This window comes from Paraburkholderia sp. BR14312 (assembly GCF_040948675.1).
GTDB classification, from domain to species: Bacteria; Pseudomonadota; Gammaproteobacteria; order Burkholderiales; family Burkholderiaceae; genus Paraburkholderia; species Paraburkholderia nodosa_A.
Map to the genome: position 1 here is coordinate 375,311 of NZ_JBFPKI010000002.1, position 17,407 is coordinate 392,717.

Here is a 17,407-nt window from a genome sequence, read left to right on the forward strand (position 1 = left end):
CAGCCGCTGCCGGGCCGTTGCCAAGGCGCGCGGCGGCCTGGCATGGCTTATTCGGCGTCGCCGCGGTTGGGCACGAGGATCTCGCGGTTGCCGCTCGACGACATCGCCGAAACGAGCCCGGACTGCTCCATCTGTTCGAGCAGCCGCGCCGCGCGGTTGTAGCCGATGCGCAAGTGCCGCTGCACGAGCGAAATCGACGCGCGGCGATTCTTGATGACCACTTCGACGGCCTGGTCATACAGTGGATCGGACTCGTCGCCAGTGCCGCTGGTTCCCGCAGCGGTGCCCTCGTCGCCTTCGCCGCCCACCCCGCCTTCGAGAATGCCCTCGATATAGTTCGGCTCGCCCTGCTCCTTGAGCTTCTCGACGACGCGGTGCACCTCGTCGTCGGCGACGAACGCGCCGTGCACGCGCACGGGCAGACCCGTGCCCGGCGGCAGGTAGAGCATGTCGCCCATGCCCAGCAGCGACTCGGCGCCCATCTGGTCGAGAATCGTGCGCGAGTCGATCTTCGAGGAGACCTGGAACGCAATGCGCGTCGGCACGTTGGCCTTGATGAGGCCGGTGATGACGTCCACCGAAGGCCGCTGCGTCGCGAGAATCAGGTGGATGCCGGCGGCGCGCGCCTTCTGCGCGATACGTGCGATCAGCTCCTCGACCTTCTTGCCGACCACCATCATGAGGTCGGCGAGTTCGTCGATCACGACCACGATATGCGGCAGCTTCTGGCACGGTTCCGGATCGTCCGGCGTGAGGCTGAACGGGTTCGGGATCTTCTCCTCGCGCTTGTTCGCCTCTTCGATCTTGTTGTTGTAGCCCGCGAGATTGCGCACGCCCAGCTTGCTCATGAGCTTGTAGCGGCGCTCCATCTCGGCCACGGTCCAGTTCAGCGCGTTGCCGGCCTGACGCATGTCGGTCACGACCGGGCAGAGCAGATGCGGAATGCCCTCGTAGACGCTCATTTCGAGCATCTTCGGATCGATCAGGATCATGCGGACCTGCTCGGCGCTCGCCTTGTAGAGCAGCGAGAGGATCATCGCGTTGATCCCCACCGACTTGCCCGAGCCGGTCGTGCCGGCCACGAGCAGGTGAGGCATCTTCGCGAGATCGGCGCATACCGGCTTGCCGCCGATGTCCTTGCCAAGGCCCATGGTGAGCGCCGAAGGCGCGTCGGAATAGACCGCCGAGCCGAGGATTTCCGAAAGCCGCACAGTCTGGCGGCGCTGGTTCGGCAGTTCCAGCGCCATGAAATTCTTGCCCGGAATCGTTTCCACCACACGGATCGAGACGAGCGAGAGCGAACGCGCGAGATCCTTCGCGAGGCCCACGATCTGGCTGCCCTTCACGCCCGTGGCCGGCTCGATCTCGTAGCGCGTGACGACCGGGCCCGGATACGCGGCCACCACGGCGACGTCCACGCCGAAGTCCTTGAGCTTCTTCTCGATCAGGCGCGAGGTGAATTCGAGCGTGTCGTCGGAGATGGTTTCCTGGGTGGCCGAAGCCGGGTCGAGCAGCGAGATCGCCGGCAATGTGGAATCGCCCGGCAGATCCTTGAAGAGCGGCACCTGACGCTCTTTCTCGACGCGCTCGGAGCGCTGCGGCGTGACCACCGGCGGCACGATCGTAACCGGCTCGTGTTCCTCGATCTTCACGCGGCCACGCTCGACCTTGCCTTCGCGCTTGACGGCCGCCGCTTCGCCGAGCTTGCGGTCGCGGCCCGCCTCGCGGCGCAGCCTCGCCATGGTCACGGCGTTGATGATGTATTCGCCGACCTTTTCGGCGACCGAAAGCCACGAAAAGCGGAAGTAGAGCGAAAGACCGATCGCGAGCCCGAGCAGCAGCGCGAGCGTACCGCCCGTGAAGCCGAGCGCGTGTGAAACGCCGCGCGCCACCGCGCCGCCCACCACGCCGCCGGGCGTCTGGGGCAGCTGCACCTTGAGCGACCACATGCGCAGCGCTTCGATGCCGCAGCTCGACAGCATGACGAGCACGAACGACAAGGCTTCGGCGACCCAGCTGATGTCGCGCGGCTTGTCCTCGTCATCGTCGGCAATCGCTTCGTGGCGCGTGATGCGCTGGTAGTTTGCCGAGATGAGGCGCCCGAGCAGCACGATCCACCAGTAGGCGGACAGGCCGAACAGCAGCAGCAGGATGTCCGAGACGCGCCCGCCGACGCGCCCCGCCCAGTTCGAGATGTGGTCGACCTGGGCCGCGTGCGTCCAGCTCGGGTCGTGGCGGCTGTAACTGATGAGCGCCATCAGCAGGAATACGCCTAGCGCGACCTGCAGAATCCAGCGAATTTCGGTGAAAAGGCGCGACATGCGGTGAGGCAATGCCTGCGCCTGCGCGGAAAAGGGAGCTTTGGCCATTGAATCCTGGGCTGATTCTTGATGCGTTTGCGGTCCGCCAGTCCTTCCGTATGCCCGAAACCCCGGGCAGACGGGCGCGGCCGCCGTCGTCCGATCGGGCCTATTGTAAACGCGTTGTTTCGGCCCCGGCGGCCCCTCGCTGTAAATGACGGTAACTGACAACGCTGCGGGCGCGCCACAAAGCGACATCCGGCCGCGCCGCACCCGCCGATCCGCACTGCGCGGCCCGCCCGCAACGCTCAGGCTATCGCGCCGATGAGGAAGCTTCATCGAGCGGCGAACGTCCCCCGCCTTTATAATTGCGGGCTGATGCCCAATTACATGCGTGAGCCCCGCCGCAATGCCGGGCGGCCCTCGCCGGGCGCCCGACCTTACGCGCCACGCAGCGTCTTTCTACGGAATTCGATCATGTCTGCAACCAAACACGCCAAAGTCCTGATTCTCGGTTCCGGCCCCGCCGGCTACACGGCCGCCGTCTATGCGGCGCGCGCGAACCTGTCGCCGCTGCTCGTCACCGGCCTGGCCCAAGGCGGCCAGCTCATGACGACGACCGACGTCGAAAACTGGCCCGCAGACCCGAACGGCGTGCAAGGCCCCGAACTGATGCAGCGTTTCCTCGAGCATGCCGAACGCTTCAATACGGAAATCGTGTTCGATCACATCCATACGGCCAGGCTCGACGAAAAGCCCATCCGCCTGATCGGCGATTCGGCCGAGTACACCTGTGACTCGCTCATCATCGCGACCGGCGCGTCGGCGCAATACCTCGGCCTGCCGAGCGAAGAGCTGTACATGGGCCGCGGCGTCTCGGCGTGCGCGACCTGCGACGGCTTCTTCTACCGCAACCAGCACGTCGCCGTGATCGGCGGCGGCAACACGGCCGTCGAAGAAGCACTCTACCTCTCGGGCATCGCGAAGAAGGTCACGGTCATTCACCGCCGCGACAAGTTCCGCGCCGAGCCGATCCTGATCGACCGCCTGCTGGAAAAGGAAAAGGAAGGCGTGGTCGACATCAAGTGGGACCACGTGCTCGACGAAGTCAAGGGCAACGAAGGCGGCGTAAACGGCCTGCGCGTCAAGAACGTGAAGACGGGCGAGACCACCGAGCTCGACCTGCAGGGTCTGTTCGTTGCGATCGGCCACAAGCCGAACACGGACATCTTCGAAGGCCAGCTCGAGATGAAGAACGGCTACATCATCACGAACGGCGGCCTGAACGGCAATGCTACCGGCACGAGCGTGCCGGGCGTGTTCGCGGCCGGCGACGTGCAGGATCACGTCTATCGCCAGGCGATCACGAGCGCGGGTACGGGCTGTATGGCCGCACTCGACGCGCAGCGCTACCTCGAGACCGTCAACGAGCTGGGCCAGGCGCACGTGATGAGCGCCGAAGCCGACCGCTGAGCCGGACGAGCGGGCTTCACCCAGCGTTTTTCGTCATGCCCAAGAACGTGCCCCACCCGGGCGAGCCCAGGCGCCCCGCCCCGGCTCGCCAGGCTCCAGCGCCCACGCCGGCTCCGGCAACGGAAGAAGCCACGCCAGGCAAGACGGCTTCTGGCTTCGCCGGCCTCGGCAGCCTGCGCGACGCGCTCAAGGTGCAAACCCGCCAGCGCGAGCGCGAACGCGTGGCCGCGCAGGCGGCGCGTGTCGAAGCCGCCGCCGACAGTGATCTCTTTCGCCGCGAGATCGGCCAGATCGCGCCGCTCAAGCAGCCCGCGCGCGCGCAGCCGCGCCGGGCAGCACCCGTGCCGTTGCCGCTGCAAACGCGGCTCGACGAGCAGGCCGTGCTGCACGAAGCGATCTCCGACGAATTCGACCCGGAAGCGTTTCTCGACACCGACGACTCGCTCTACTATCACCGCCCCGGCGTGAGCGAGGAAGTCGTCAAGAAGCTGCGGCGCGGCACGTGGATCGTGCAGGCGCAACTCGACCTGCACGGCATGCGCCGCGAGCAAGCGCGCGAGGCGCTACAGGACTTCATCCGTGAAGCGGGCAAGCGCGGGCTGCGCTGCGTGCGCGTGATCCACGGCAAGGGCCTCGGTTCCGTCGGCAAGGAGCCCGTGCTCAAGGGCAAGGTGCGCGCGTGGCTCGTGCAGAAGGAAGAAGTCATCGCGTTCTGCCAGGCGCGGCCGCACGACGGCGGCGCGGGCGCCGTGCTCGTGCTGTTGCAGCCGCACCCGGTCGGACACGGGCAGCATCATACGCACGCGCCCTGACCGAACCCGTCATCGTCGCGCCGATACGAAAAAACCCCGTTGCTGCTTGCGCAGCGAACGGGGTTTTTTATCGCGCCGGACAAACCGGTGAACGAAGATCAGGCGATACGTGCTTCCGTCTTCGGGTCGAACAGCACGGCCTTCGAAACGTCGAACAGCAGATCCATGTTGTTGAGCGGCTGCGGATTCGCGCCCGGGTGCACGCGGCTCACGATGCGCTTGCCGTTGACCTGCGCGAACACGAGCGTGTCCGGACCGGTCGGCTCGATCACATCGACCTGCACCGCGTGGCGCTGCAGTTCGTGGCCGTGGCCGTCGTGCGAGCTGCGCGCGTCGGTGATGCGCTCGGGGCGCAGGCCCAGCACCACATTCTGGCCGATATGGCCGCGCACCTTGTTCGCGTCGAACGGCAGGTTCAGCACGTTGCGCGCCACGCCCGTGTCGAGCTCGATGCCGATGCCCGAACCCTGCTCCACCAGCTTGCCTTCGATGAAGTTCATCGGCGGCGCGCCGATGAAGCCCGCGACGAACAGGTTCGACGGCGAGTCGTAGATGTCCTGCGGCGCGCCGAACTGCTGCACGATGCCGTCCTTCATGACCGCGATGCGGTCGCCGAGCGTCATTGCCTCGATCTGGTCGTGCGTCACGTAGACGATGGTCTTGCCCACGCGCTGATGCAGCAGCTTGATTTCCGAACGCATCTCGATACGCAGCTTGGCGTCGAGGTTCGAGAGCGGTTCGTCGAACAGGAACATGATCGGATCGCGCGCCAGTGCGCGGCCCATGGCGACGCGCTGACGTTGGCCGCCCGAAAGCTGGCCCGGCTTGCGGTCGAGCAGATGCTGGATCTGCAGCATGCTCGACACGCGGTCGACGATCTGGGTCTGCTCGGCCTTCGGCACCTTGCGGATGTTCAGGCCGAACGAGATGTTCTCGCGCACCGTCATCGACGGATAGAGCGCGTACGACTGGAACACCATCGCGATATCGCGATCCTTCGGCGAGAGGTTGTTCACCACCTTGCCGTCCATCATGATCTCGCCCTTGGTCACGGTTTCGAGACCCGCGATCATGTTGAGCAGCGTCGACTTCCCGCAGCCCGAGCCGCCGACCAGAATCAGGAACTGGCCGTCTTCGATGTCGATGTTGACGCCCTTGAGGACGGGCACCCCGTTCGGATAGGTCTTGTAGACGTCGCGAATGGAAAGGCTTGCCATGCTATGAATCCTTTAATCGAATGCGCGTTCTGTCGCGCAGTTAGCCCTTCACCGCGCCCGCCGTGAGGCCACGCACGAAGTAGCGGCCGGCGATTACGTAGACGAGCAGCGTGGGCAGCGCGGCGATGATCGCGCCGGCCATGTCGACGTTGTATTCCTTCACGCCCGTGGACGTGTTCACGAGATTGTTCAGCGCCACCGTGATCGGCATCGAATCGACGCCCGAGAACACGATACCGAACAGGAAGTCATTCCAGATCTGCGTGAATTGCCAGATCAGGCACACCATGAAGATGGGCAGCGAGATCGGCAGCATGATGCGCGTGAAGATCATGAAGAAACCGGCGCCGTCGATGCGCGCGGCCTTCACGAGTTCAGCGGGCACGCTCACGTAGAAGTTGCGGAAGAACATCGTGGTGAACGCAATGCCGTACACGACGTGCACCAGCACCAGACCGCCGATCGTGTTCGACAGGCCGAGGAAGCCTTCGAGACGCGCCATCGGCAACAGGATGGCCTGGAACGGGATGAAGCAGCCCACCAGCAGCATCGTGAAGAGCGCGTCCGCGCCGCGAAAGCGCCAGTGCGTGAGCACGTAGCCGTTGAACGCGCCGATGATCGACGAGATCAGCACGGCCGGAATCACCATCTTCACCGAGTTCATGAAGAACGGCTGCATGCCGTCACAGCGCACGCCGGTACATGCTTCGCTCCACGCCTTGATCCACGGCGCGAAGGTCGGGCTCGTGGGCAGCGAGAGCATGGTGCCCGTGTGAATCTGGTCGAGCGACTTGAACGACGTCGACAGCATCACGTAGAGCGGGAACAGGAAGTACAACGCGAACAGGATCAGCGCCGCATAGATGACCACGCGGCTCACGTTCATCTTAGGCTGCATTGCGCGTGCTCCTCGATTCCAGATACATGAGCGGCACGAGCACGGCCACGACCGTGGCGAGCATCATCATCGACGAAGCTGCGCCGACGCCGAGCTGCCCGCGGTTGAACGAAAACGTGTACATGAAGATGGCCGGCAGCGACGACGACGTGCCCGGACCACCGGCCGTCAAGGCGACGACGAGGTCGAACGTCTTGATCGTGATGTGGCACAGGATCAGCAGCACGGAGAAAAACACCGGACGCATGCTTGGAATCACGATCTTGCGGTAGATCGTGGGCAGCGTCGCGCCGTCCACCTGGGCCGCCTTGAAGATCTCGCTATCGACACCGCGCAGACCGGCGAGGAACAGCGCCATGCAAAAGCCCGTGGATTGCCACACGGCGGCGACCACGATACAGAAAATGGCCTTGTCCGGGTCGTTGAGCCAGTCGATGTGGAAGCTCGTCCAGCCGATGCTGTGCATCACCTGCTGAATGCCGAGGTCCGGATTGAAGATCCACTGCCATGCCGTGCCCGTCACGATGTACGAGAGCGCCATCGGATAGAGGAACACCGCGCGCAGCGCGCCTTCCTGACGAATCTGCTGGTCGAGCAGGATCGCGAGGAACAGCCCGAGCCCTACGCAGATCGCGATGAACGGGATGCCGAACCATCCGAGGTTCTGCGCCGACGTCCACCAGACGTCGTTCGCGAACAGCTCGCGATAGCGGTCGAGACCCGCGAATTCATAGCGCGGCATCAGTCGCGAGGTCGAGAGCGACAGATACCCGGTAATGAGAATGAAGCCGTAGACGAATACGAGGCTGATCAGAATGCTGGGCGAAAGCACCAGCTTCGGGATCCAGCGGTCTGCGAGCGCCGCCATGGGCGACGCGCGGCGGGTAGCAGGCGTGGCCGCCTTGCCGTTGCCGCTAAGAGAAGCAGTCACTGCGCAACTCCTGGTACGGTGCGAAAACCGCTTTCGCACGATGATGGGGTTCAGAGAGTGAACCGTCATGCCCGGGGCGCGCCACGTATGGCGCCCCCCGTCTTACAGCACTAACCTGCTACGCTCACTTCGTCTTCGCAGCCTTCGCGAGCGCTTCGACCGCGCTCTTCGAATCCTGGTTCGAGTTCATGAACTTCGTCACGACGTCGGTGATCGCACCGGCCGTTGCGTCCGGCTGAGCCATGCCGTGAGCGAGCGACGGCACATAGCCGCCGGCCTTGATCGCGACCTGCTCATCCGCGTACGACTTCTTCGCGCATGCGTCGAACTTGCTCATGTCCACGCCGAGACGAACCGGAATCGAACCCTTGTACAGGCTGAACTGCTCCTGGAAGCCCGGGCTCATGATCGTCTTCGCGAGGGCGAGCTGGCCAGGCGTTGCCTCCTTCTGGCCCTTCTGCTGGAAGAACACGAACGAGTCGACGTTAAAAGTGTAGGCCTTTGCCGTGCCCGGCACGGCTGCGCAAACGTAGTCCGTATCCGGCTGCTTGTTCGCGTTCGCGAACTCGCCCTTGGCCCAGTCGCCCATGAACTGCATGCCGGCCTTGCCGTTGATGACCATGGCCGTGGCGAGGTTCCAGTCGCGGCCCGTGCGGCCGTTATCCATGTACGACTCGATCTTGCGGACCGTGTCGAACACGCCGACCATCTGCTGCGACGTGAGGGTCTTCTGGTCGAGGTCGACGAGTGCCTTCTTGTAGAAGTCCGCGCCCTGCGAGAGGACCACGTCTTCCCACAGCGTCAGGTCCTGCCACGGCTGACCACCGGCGGCGACCGCCTGGATGCCTGCTGCCTTCATCTTGTCGGCCAGCGCGAAGAATTCCGGCCACGTGGTCGGCGCCTTGCCGCCCACCTTGTCGAGCGCTGCCTTGTTGATCCACACCCAGTTCACGCGGTGCACCGAGAACGGCGCTGCCACGTAGTGGCCGTCGGCGTGCATGATCTTGTCGATCTGCGGCGGCAGATTCGCCTTCCAGTCGCCGGCGACGGAGTCGACGTTCACCAGCACGCCCTGCTCAGCCCATTCCTGGATCAGCGGACCCTTGATCTGGGCGGCCGTCGGTGCGTTGCCCGAGATCACCTGGGTCTTCAGTGCGGTCATGGCCGCCGCGCCCGCGCCACCGGCGACCGCGAAGTCCTTCCACACATAGCCCTGCTTCGTCATGTCGTCCTTGAGCACGCCGACGGCCTTCGACTCGCCGCCCGAAGTCCACCAGTGCAGCACTTCGAGGGACTCGGCCGCTTGCGCCGTGGCGACGCCACCCAACAGACCTGCTGCGCACAGGGCGCCCATGATCGCGCGGAATTTCATTGCTTATCTCCTCCAGACACCTGAACAAAAAACGATTGGCCCCTGATCACCAGGGTGCGGTGGTTGGTCAAACAGGCAAAACAGGCAAAACACTGGACGGACGGGCGCCGGAGTGCCGCGCGCGCGTGCTTTTCATTAGATGCGCGCGGGCCGCGTGCCGGTTACCGGCCGCAGGACGCTCAAGAGATGAGTGGTTCGGAATGCAACTTGACTGTCTCCTCTTTTGATTTTCACCGGTCACCCGACCGGCCGAGGCGCCGCTTGCGTCACGCGGCCTTGAAGCCTCCGCACGGCGGGGAACCGGGCGCACGGCTCACTGGCAAGCCGGGCTGAGTCCCGCGTGGTTCTCCGTTAACATGAGGGGGCATTCCGTCCGCTCGCGAAACCGCGCAAACCGCCTAGCTGGCTGCGTTCCACGCTTTTTTCATCGAATGAACGTTACCTCTTGATTTGGATTGTAGTTAAACTACAATTCAGTGTCAAAAAAAATTTTATCGGACTACGGCCGCCCGATCGCCCACACAGACGGGCACCCGTTGTACCCTGCAGCGGCCCCCAGGACTCTGACCGAGACTCATGCAAACCCCGATCGATTCAGGTTTCACGTTCGTGCTCTTCGGCGCCACCGGCGACCTGTCGATGCGCAAGATCCTCCCCGCCCTGTATGAAGCGCACCGTTCAGGCATGCTCGCCCAGGCCGGCAAGATCGTGGGCGTCGCGCGCCACGAAGAGGATCGTGCAGCGTACATCCAGTGGGTCGACGAGCACGTCAAGCCGCACGTGAAGAAGAACGGCGGCTTCGACGACAACGCGTGGGCCAGCTTCCTCGAACGCATCGTCTATGTGAAGCTCGACCTCTCGCGCGCTGAGGACTTTACTCACTTGCGCGACGGCATCGCGTCGCTGCCCGGCATTCGTGTGTTCTATCTGGCGACGGGCCCGTCGCTGTTCGTGCCGATCTGCCGCGCGCTTGCCGCCGTGGGGCTGAACGAGAATTCGCGCATCGTGCTGGAAAAGCCGCTCGGCTACGACCTCAAGTCGTCCAACGCGATCAACGACGCCGTGGGCGAGATCTTCGCCGAAGGCCAGATCTACCGGATCGACCACTACCTCGGCAAGGAGCCGGTGCAGAACCTGCTCGCGCTGCGTTTCGGCAACGCGCTTTTCGAGCCGCTGTGGCGCCGCGAATGGGTCGAGAGCATCCAGATCACGATTGCCGAAGAACTGGGCGTCGAAGCGCGCGGTGACTTTTATGACAACACGGGCGCGCTGCGCGACATGGTGCAAAATCACCTGTTGCAGTTGCTTTCGATCGTCGCCATGGAGCCGCCGCATTCGATGGATTCGGATTCGGTGCGTGACGAAAAGCTTCGCGTGCTGCGCGCGCTCAAGCCGATCAACCCGCTCGACATCAGCAAGGTCGCGGTGCGCGGGCAGTACCATGCGGGCGTGATCCGCGGCCAGGCGGTGCCGGGCTATGCGACCGAGCATGGCGTGAAACCCGAAAGCCACACGGAAACCTTCGTCGCGCTCAAGGTGGAGATCGAAAACTGGCGCTGGGCGGGCGTGCCCTTCTTCCTGCGCACCGGCAAGCGTCTTGCCGACCGCGTGGCCGAGATCGTCGTGAACTTCCGTCCGGTGCCGCATTCGGCGCTCGGCGCACCGGCGCTGCGCCCCGGCGCGAACCGCCTCGTGATCCGCCTGCAACCGAACGAGAACATCCGCCTCTACTGCCTCGCGAAGCAGCCCGGCGAAGGCATGAATCTCGCGAGCGTGCATCTGGATCTCGCGTTCGACCAGTTCTTCCGCGAAGGCCAGATGGAGGCCTACCAGCGCCTGCTGCTCGACGTGATCAACGGTCGCCTCGCGTTGTTCGTGCGGCGCGACGAGCAGGAAGCGGCGTGGACGTGGGTCGAGCCGATCCTCAACGAGTGGGCGGCAACGCCCCGCGCGCCCAAGCCGTATGCGGCCGGCACATGGGGACCGGCGGCCGCGAGCGCGATGCTTGCGCAGCACGGCACCTGCTGGCTCGAAGAAGAGAATTGATGGGATTGCATGGCGGCGCGCACAGCGAGCGCGACGCCGGACCGGACAGATGAACTACCCCGTAGACCTACAAAAAAGCAGCATGGAGGAGAAGTGATCGAGCTTCACGTATTCGACGACCCGCGCGTCCAATCCGACGCGCTGGCGCGAGCCGTGGGCGACGCGCTACATGCGTCGCTCGCCGCTCAGCAGGCGGCGCCCGGTACTGCCGCGCGCCGTGCAACGCTTGCCGTCTCCGGCGGCACGAGCCCGCGCCCCTTCCTCGAGGCCCTTTCGACGCACCGTTTCGACTGGGCGCACATCGACGTCACGCTCGTCGACGACCGCTGGGTGCCGGACACCGACTCCGCGAGCAACGCGCGCCTCGCGCGCGAGACGCTGCTCACGCACGAAGCGGCGCACGCGCACTTCCTGCCGCTCGTCGACGTGGCGCAAGACCTCGACGCGCATGTCGCCGCGCTCAACGCCGACCCTGCCCGCAAGCTGCCGAACGTCGCCGTACTCGGCATGGGCGAGGACGGCCACACGGCCTCGATCTTCGCCGACGCCCCCGAATGGCACGAAGCGATCACCACGGCGCGCCCGTTCGTGGCCGTGCATCCGCAGGCAGCGCCCCATGCGCGCGTCTCGTGGTCGATGCAGGCGCTGCGCCAGGTCGATCGGCTGTTCCTGCTGATCGCGGGACAGCGCAAGCTCGAAGTGCTGCAACAGGCCGCCGCGGCCGAACAAAACAACGCCATCTCGAAGCTGGCGAACGACAAGGGAGTGAGACTCGATGTCTACTGGTGCGCCTAATAAAAACGCCCCTGGCGCAGGCCAGCACGCCGACGGTCCGAGGCTGCTCGCCGACATCGGCGGAACCAACGCGCGCTTCGCGCTGGAAACGGGTCCGGGCGAAATCGGCCAGGTGCGCGTGTATCCGTGCGCACAGTATCCCGGCGTCGCGGAAGTAATCCAGCAATACCTGAAGGACAACAAGATCGGCCGCGTGAATCATGCGGCCATCGCGATTGCGAATCCGGTCGACGGCGACCAGGTGCGCATGACCAATCACGACTGGACCTTCTCGATCGAAGCGACGCGTCGCTCGCTCGGCTTCGACACGCTGCTGGTCGTCAACGACTTCACCGCGCTCGCCATGGCGCTGCCCGGCCTGACCGACTCGCAGCGCGTGCAGGTAGGCGGCGGCCAGCGCCGCCAGAACAGCGTGATCGGCCTGCTCGGTCCGGGCACGGGTCTCGGCGTCTCGGGCCTGATTCCCGCCGACGACCGCTGGATCGCGCTCGGCAGCGAAGGCGGCCACGCAAGCTTCTCGCCGCAGGACGAGCGCGAAGACATCGTGCTGCAGTTCGCGCGCAAGAAGTGGCCGCATGTGTCGTTCGAGCGCGTGTGCGCGGGGCCCGGCCTCGAGCTCATCTACCGTGCGCTCGCCGCACGCGACAAGAAGAAACTGCCTGCCGATCTCGGCACGGCTGAAGTCGTGCAGCGCGCGCACGACGGCGACGCGCTCGCGCTCGAGACCGTCGAATGCTTCTGCGGCATTCTCGGCAGCTTCGCGGGCAACATCGCGATGACGCTCGGCTCACTCGGCGGCATCTATATCGGCGGCGGCGTGGTGCCGCGCCTGGGCGACCTCTTCACGCGCTCGTCGTTCCGCCAGCGCTTCGAGGCGAAGGGCCGTTTCGACACCTATCTCTCGAACGTCCCCACCTACGTGATCACGGCGGAGTATCCGGCGTTCCTCGGCGTGTCGGCGATTCTCGCGGAGCAGCTGTCCAATCGCGCGGGCGGCGGCTCGTCGGCCGTGTTCGAACGCATTCGCCAGATGCGCGACGCGCTCACGCCCGCCGAGCGCCGCGTGGCCGACCTCGCGCTCAACCATCCGCGCTCGATCATCAACGATCCGATCGTCGATATCGCGCGCAAGGCCGACGTGAGCCAGCCCACGGTCATCCGCTTTTGCCGCTCGCTGGGCTGCCAGGGCCTCTCGGACTTCAAGCTCAAGCTCGCCACGGGCCTCACGGGCACGATTCCGGTGAGCCACAGCCAGGTGCATCTGGGCGACACCGCCACCGACTTTGGCGCGAAAGTGCTCGACAATACCGTCTCGGCCATCCTGCAACTGCGCGAGCACCTGAACTTCGAGCAGGTCGAGAATGCGATCACGCTGCTCAACGGAGCGCGCCGCATCGAGTTCTACGGCCTCGGCAACTCGCATATCGTCGCGCAGGACGCGCACTACAAGTTCTTCCGCTTCGGCATCCCGACCATCGCCTATGGCGACCTGTACATGCAGGCCGCTTCCGCCGCGCTGCTCGGCAAGGGCGACGTGATCGTGGCCGTGTCGAAGTCGGGCCGCGCGCCGGAACTGCTGCGTGTGCTCGACGTCGCCATGCAGGCGGGCGCGAAGGTGATCGCGATCACGTCGAGCAACACGCCGCTCGCCAAACGCGCGACCGTGGCGCTCGAAACCGATCACATCGAGATGCGCGAATCGCAGCTTTCGATGATCTCGCGCATCCTGCATCTGCTGATGATCGACATCCTCGCGGTGGGCGTCGCGATTCGCCGTGCTTCACCCGATGCGGACCTCGGCAACGCCGTCGAAAAGGTGCGCGAGCATGCCGACGACGATGCATCGGCCGTGCTCGACTGGCTGAGCCACGGTGCTTCGCCCACGGCGCGCGACTGAGGTCGGCTCATTCATCGACTCATTCGAGCGATGAAAAAATGGGACGCCTCAGCGTCCCATTTTTTATTTTGCACGTCGTATCGACGTACGGCTCACGGCGTTGCCGTTCGCACCGCGTCCGGCGCCGGCGTGCCGTGCCACTTCACGACGAGCGCGCGCCCCACCCACGTGAGCAGTCCGCATACGCCGATCGTCACGCCCATGCCGAACGGCGAGATGCCCGGGAACCAGCCGACCACGGCGCTCGCGAGCGCGCCGAGCGCGAGCTGCGTCGCGCCGAATACCGCCGCCGCCGCGCCCGCGTTCTTCGGATAGCGGTACATGAGATCGGTCGCGCAGTTCGCGCCGAGCAGCCCCACCACGCTCACCACGAAGAACAGGCCAAACACGATCGACCACAGGCCGCCCCAGCCCGTCACGCACATGAGCGCGACGAAGAGCGACGCGACGATGCTCACGCCCGAAGCGATCGATACCATGCGCAGGGTGCCGAGCCGCCCGATGAAGCGCGTGTTGAGGAAGTTGCCGAGCATGATGCCGAACACGTTCGCGCCGAAGAAGAAGCCGTAGTGCTGCGGCGAAACGTGGAAGTACTCGATATAGACGAACGGCGTGGCCGAGATATAGGTGAACATCGCGGCGAACGCCATGCCGCCGCAGAGCATGTGCCCCCAGACGAGCGGATCGCGCAGCAAGCGTCCATAAGCCGCGAACGAGCGCAGCACGGCCGCGCTTTCGCGCTTTTCCGGCGGCCAGGTTTCCGGTACGCGCAGGTAGGCCGCCACGGCGCACGCGAGGCCGAACAGCGTGAGCGCGACGAACACCACGCGCCAGCCGCCGATCAGCAGCAACTGTCCGCCGATCAGCGGTGCGAGCAGCGGCCCGATCGCCGTGACGATCGCGACCATCGAGAGGACTTTGGCAGCGTCCGATGGCTCGTGGGCGTCGCGCGCGATGGCCCGCGAGAGCACCGAGGCCGCGCCCGCGCCGAGCGCCTGCAGAAAGCGCACGATCACGAGCTCGCCCACCGAAAACGAGAGCCAGCAAGCAATGCTGGCCACCGTGAAGAGCGCGATGCCGCCGAGCAGCACGGGGCGGCGGCCGTAAGCGTCGGAAACCGGGCCGTAGAGCAGCATGCCGATCGAAAAGCCGGCCATGAAGCTCGTGAGCGTCGAGGCCGCAGCGGCAGCGCTCACGCCGAACGACTGCGCGATGGCGGGCAGGCTCGGCAGATACATGTCGGTGGCGAGCGGGCCGCAGGCGGCGAGTGCGCCGAGCAACAGGATCAGCCGGCCATCGGGCCGGCGGCGCGGGGAATGGGACATGGTGTGTGTGGCGGCGAAACTCGCGCGGCTCGCGCGGTCTCGATGTCAAGGGCCGATTCATCCGTCGCTGCAGGAGCGGACGAAAGCGGACAAAAACAGCAACGGAGTGCCGCCGAATTGTACCTGACACCCCTTGCCCGCCATCTGCCGCCCTACATGCGGCGGCGGCGCGGCTTTGCGCTAAGCTGCCCGCTTTCGCTCAACTTGCCGCGTTGCCGACATGACCGCCTTCCTGCTCATCTGGAGCCCCAAGAAGTGGCCCTGGCCCGAACTGCCCGACTTCGCGCGCCGTGTGCGCGCCGGGGAAGCCGTCGCCGACACCTGGGGATGCGGCTTCGCACGCGGCATCCTGCCGGGAGACCGGGTGTTCCTGCATCGTGTGGCTGCCGAGCCGCGCGGGCTGTTCGGTTCCGGCTACGTCACGCGTGCACCCTACGAAGTGCCGGACGCCGCGTACAAGCGCGGCTACCGGCTGTGTATCGACTTCGTCTACGACTGGCTCGTCGACGCGGGCGAGGATGTCGTCATCGCGCGCGACGACTTGCGCGTGCACCCGTTTTCGATCCAGACCTGGGACGCACAGAGTTCGGGCACCGTCATCAAGCCGGCGGCCGAAGGCGCGCTGGAAAAACGCTGGGCCGAACTGACCGGGCGGCGGCCCATGCCGGCGCCGGCCGTCGCGGCCATGCAGGCATGGCACGACAATCTGCGCGACACGGCGCCGCACCTCGCGCCGCCAGCCCGCAAAGGCAGAAAGTAGCAGGAAAAAAGGGGCCGTCAGCGCGCTGACCCGGGGCGCGCCGGGGACCGCCCAGACCGACCGGACGGGCCGGCCCGATCCGCGCGACTCCGGTACAATTTCAAGAGAACAGCCCCATCGCCCGCGCCCCTGCGGCGCCGCATGGGTCCGTACGCCGGCCCGTTTCGTCAGCGCCGCGCGCCACACCACTTTCGCAGGTCCAGCACTCATGTCCAACACCCAGTCCAGCACGCAGAACCGCAACGAAGCCCTCTTCGAACGCGCCCAGCGCACCATTCCGGGGGGCGTGAATTCGCCCGTGCGCGCGTTCCGCTCGGTCGGCGGCACGCCGCGCTTCATCGAGCGTGCGCAAGGGCCGTACTTCTGGGACGCCGAAGGCAAGCGCTATATCGACTACATCGGCTCGTGGGGCCCGATGATCGTCGGCCACGTGCATCCGGAAGTGCTCGAAGCGGTGCAGCGCGTGCTCGCGAATGGCTTCTCGTTTGGCGCGCCCACCGAGGCCGAGATCGAGATCGCCGAGGAAATCTGCAAGATCGTCCCGTCGATGGAACAAGTGCGCATGGTGTCGAGCGGCACCGAGGCGACCATGAGCGCGCTGCGTCTCGCGCGCGGCTTCACGAAGCGCGACCGCATCGTGAAGTTCGAAGGCTGCTACCACGGCCACGCCGACAGCCTGCTCGTGAAGGCCGGCTCGGGGCTGCTCACGTTCGGCAACCCGACGTCGGCGGGCGTGCCGGTGGACATCGCGAAGCACACTACGGTGCTCGAATACAACAGCGTCGCGGCGCTCGAAGAAGCGTTCAAGGCGTTCGGCGACGAGATCGCCGCCGTGATCGTCGAACCGGTCGCGGGCAACATGAACCTCGTGAAGGCCACGCCCGAGTTCATCGGCGCACTGCGCAGCCTTACGGCGAAGCACGGCAGCGTGCTGATCTTCGACGAAGTGATGTGCGGTTTCCGCGTCGGCCTGCGCGGCGCGCAGGCGCTCTACGGCGTCGAGGCCGACATGGTGTGCCTCGGCAAGGTGATCGGCGGCGGCATGCCGGCGGCTGCCTTCGGCGGCCGTCGCGAGATCATGGATCACCTTGCGCCCAACGGCTCGGTCTATCAGGCAGGCACGCTCTCGGGCAATCCGATCGCGGTCGCGGCGGGCCTGAAAACGCTGCAGCTCATCCAGGCGCCCGGCTTCTACGAGCAGCTCACCGCGAAGACCGAACGTCTCGCGAAGGGGCTGTCGGCCGCGGCGCGCGAAACGAAGGTGCCGTTCGTGGCGGATTCGATGGGCGGCATGTTCGGCCTCTATTTCGCCGACAACGTCCCGGGCAGCTTCGCAGAGGTCACGAAGAGCGACATCGCGCGCTTCAACCGCTTCTTCCACCGCATGCTGGACGCGGGCGTCTACTTCGCGCCGTCGGCCTACGAGGCGGGTTTTGTCTCGAGCGCCCACGACGACGCGATCCTCGACGCGACCATCGCCGCGGCGCGCAGCGCGTTTGCAGCGGAAGCCGCGGCGGAAAACGTCACGCAATAAGGCATCACGCCAACGACCGCCGGCGCGGCGCGCGCCTCGCCGGCCCC

General features: G+C 65.6%; 13 protein-coding genes. 7 read left to right on the forward strand and 6 right to left on the reverse strand.

The window, feature by feature from the left end; translation table 11 throughout:
* Positions 1-47: 47 nt before the first annotated feature.
* The gene (locus AB3X98_RS07540) at positions 48-2,369 is read right to left on the reverse strand and encodes a DNA translocase FtsK (protein WP_368604001.1); all 2,322 of its coding nucleotides are present in this window, start codon (positions 2,367-2,369) and stop codon (positions 48-50) included.
* A gap of 408 nt (positions 2,370-2,777) precedes the next feature.
* On the opposite strand from AB3X98_RS07540, the gene trxB reads away from it, so the two are divergent.
* Positions 2,778-3,773, forward strand: a complete 996-nt coding sequence (trxB, locus tag AB3X98_RS07545; RefSeq protein WP_368604002.1) for a thioredoxin-disulfide reductase — start codon at positions 2,778-2,780, stop codon at positions 3,771-3,773.
* Between the two features lie 35 nt (positions 3,774-3,808).
* A complete protein-coding gene (locus AB3X98_RS07550) occupies positions 3,809-4,585 on the forward strand; it encodes a Smr/MutS family protein (RefSeq protein ID WP_069262713.1) in 777 nt (258 codons plus the stop codon).
* A gap of 98 nt (positions 4,586-4,683) precedes the next feature.
* On the opposite strand, the gene AB3X98_RS07555 is transcribed toward AB3X98_RS07550, so the two are convergent.
* The 4 genes from AB3X98_RS07555 to AB3X98_RS07570 all read right to left on the reverse strand — a co-directional run bounded on the left by AB3X98_RS07555 (position 4,684) and on the right by AB3X98_RS07570 (position 9,003).
* Entirely contained in the window at positions 4,684-5,802 is a 1,119-nt protein-coding gene (locus AB3X98_RS07555; protein WP_069262714.1) for an ABC transporter ATP-binding protein, read from the reverse strand.
* A 40-nt stretch (positions 5,803-5,842) separates the two neighbouring features.
* On the reverse strand, positions 5,843-6,700 hold the full coding sequence (locus tag AB3X98_RS07560; protein WP_176732845.1) for a carbohydrate ABC transporter permease: 858 nt from the start codon (positions 6,698-6,700) through the stop codon (positions 5,843-5,845).
* Positions 6,690-7,631 (reverse strand): carbohydrate ABC transporter permease, encoded by a 942-nt coding sequence (locus AB3X98_RS07565; protein ID WP_069262716.1) that lies wholly within the window; start codon positions 7,629-7,631, stop codon positions 6,690-6,692. Before AB3X98_RS07565 ends, AB3X98_RS07560 begins: the two co-directional genes overlap by 11 nt.
* Before the next feature lie 124 nt (positions 7,632-7,755).
* Positions 7,756-9,003 carry an ABC transporter substrate-binding protein gene (locus AB3X98_RS07570; RefSeq protein WP_069262717.1) on the reverse strand — a complete coding sequence of 416 codons (1,248 nt, stop codon included), beginning with the start codon at positions 9,001-9,003 and terminating at the stop codon, positions 7,756-7,758.
* Positions 9,004-9,579: 576 nt separating this feature from the next.
* Between AB3X98_RS07570 and zwf the strand changes: the two genes are divergently transcribed.
* The 3 genes from zwf to AB3X98_RS07585 all read left to right on the forward strand — a co-directional run bounded on the left by zwf (position 9,580) and on the right by AB3X98_RS07585 (position 13,741).
* Positions 9,580-11,049: a glucose-6-phosphate dehydrogenase gene (zwf, locus tag AB3X98_RS07575; protein WP_069262718.1), complete on the forward strand. Its 1,470-nt coding sequence runs from the start codon at positions 9,580-9,582 to the stop codon at positions 11,047-11,049.
* Positions 11,050-11,142: 93 nt separating this feature from the next.
* Positions 11,143-11,844 (forward strand): 6-phosphogluconolactonase, encoded by a 702-nt coding sequence (gene pgl / locus AB3X98_RS07580; RefSeq protein ID WP_342924080.1) that lies wholly within the window; start codon positions 11,143-11,145, stop codon positions 11,842-11,844.
* Positions 11,825-13,741 (forward strand): bifunctional transcriptional regulator/glucokinase, encoded by a 1,917-nt coding sequence (locus AB3X98_RS07585; protein WP_342948527.1) that lies wholly within the window; start codon positions 11,825-11,827, stop codon positions 13,739-13,741. Before pgl ends, AB3X98_RS07585 begins: the two co-directional genes overlap by 20 nt.
* Positions 13,742-13,833: 92 nt before the next feature.
* On the opposite strand, the gene AB3X98_RS07590 is transcribed toward AB3X98_RS07585, so the two are convergent.
* A complete protein-coding gene (locus tag AB3X98_RS07590; protein ID WP_368604003.1) occupies positions 13,834-15,066 on the reverse strand; it encodes a Bcr/CflA family multidrug efflux MFS transporter in 1,233 nt (410 codons plus the stop codon).
* Positions 15,067-15,286: 220 nt separating this feature from the next.
* On the opposite strand from AB3X98_RS07590, the gene AB3X98_RS07595 reads away from it, so the two are divergent.
* Together AB3X98_RS07595 and hemL are read left to right on the forward strand one after the other, a co-directional pair.
* On the forward strand, positions 15,287-15,826 hold the full coding sequence (locus AB3X98_RS07595; RefSeq protein ID WP_368604004.1) for a hypothetical protein: 540 nt from the start codon (positions 15,287-15,289) through the stop codon (positions 15,824-15,826).
* Positions 15,827-16,034: 208 nt separating this feature from the next.
* The gene (gene hemL, locus AB3X98_RS07600) at positions 16,035-17,360 is read left to right on the forward strand and encodes a glutamate-1-semialdehyde 2,1-aminomutase (RefSeq protein WP_368604005.1); all 1,326 of its coding nucleotides are present in this window, start codon (positions 16,035-16,037) and stop codon (positions 17,358-17,360) included.
* Positions 17,361-17,407 lie beyond the last annotated feature (47 nt).

Excerpts from the sequence above, each read along its gene's own strand:
- AB3X98_RS07585 (WP_342948527.1), top strand. The coding sequence starts at position 11,825 with ATGTCTACTGGTGCGCCTAATAAAAACGCCCCTGGCGCAGGCCAGCAC.
- AB3X98_RS07550 (WP_069262713.1), top strand. The coding sequence starts at position 3,809 with ATGCCCAAGAACGTGCCCCACCCGGGCGAGCCCAGGCGCCCCGCCCCG.
- AB3X98_RS07590 (WP_368604003.1), bottom strand. The coding sequence starts at position 15,066 with ATGTCCCATTCCCCGCGCCGCCGGCCCGATGGCCGGCTGATCCTGTTG.
- hemL (WP_368604005.1), top strand. The coding sequence starts at position 16,035 with ATGTCCAACACCCAGTCCAGCACGCAGAACCGCAACGAAGCCCTCTTC.
- AB3X98_RS07570 (WP_069262717.1), bottom strand. The coding sequence starts at position 9,003 with ATGAAATTCCGCGCGATCATGGGCGCCCTGTGCGCAGCAGGTCTGTTG.
- AB3X98_RS07540 (WP_368604001.1), bottom strand. The coding sequence starts at position 2,369 with ATGGCCAAAGCTCCCTTTTCCGCGCAGGCGCAGGCATTGCCTCACCGC.
- trxB (WP_368604002.1), top strand. The coding sequence starts at position 2,778 with ATGTCTGCAACCAAACACGCCAAAGTCCTGATTCTCGGTTCCGGCCCC.
- AB3X98_RS07560 (WP_176732845.1), bottom strand. The coding sequence starts at position 6,700 with ATGCAGCCTAAGATGAACGTGAGCCGCGTGGTCATCTATGCGGCGCTG.
- zwf (WP_069262718.1), top strand. The coding sequence starts at position 9,580 with ATGCAAACCCCGATCGATTCAGGTTTCACGTTCGTGCTCTTCGGCGCC.
- AB3X98_RS07595 (WP_368604004.1), top strand. The coding sequence starts at position 15,287 with ATGACCGCCTTCCTGCTCATCTGGAGCCCCAAGAAGTGGCCCTGGCCC.
- AB3X98_RS07555 (WP_069262714.1), bottom strand. The coding sequence starts at position 5,802 with ATGGCAAGCCTTTCCATTCGCGACGTCTACAAGACCTATCCGAACGGG.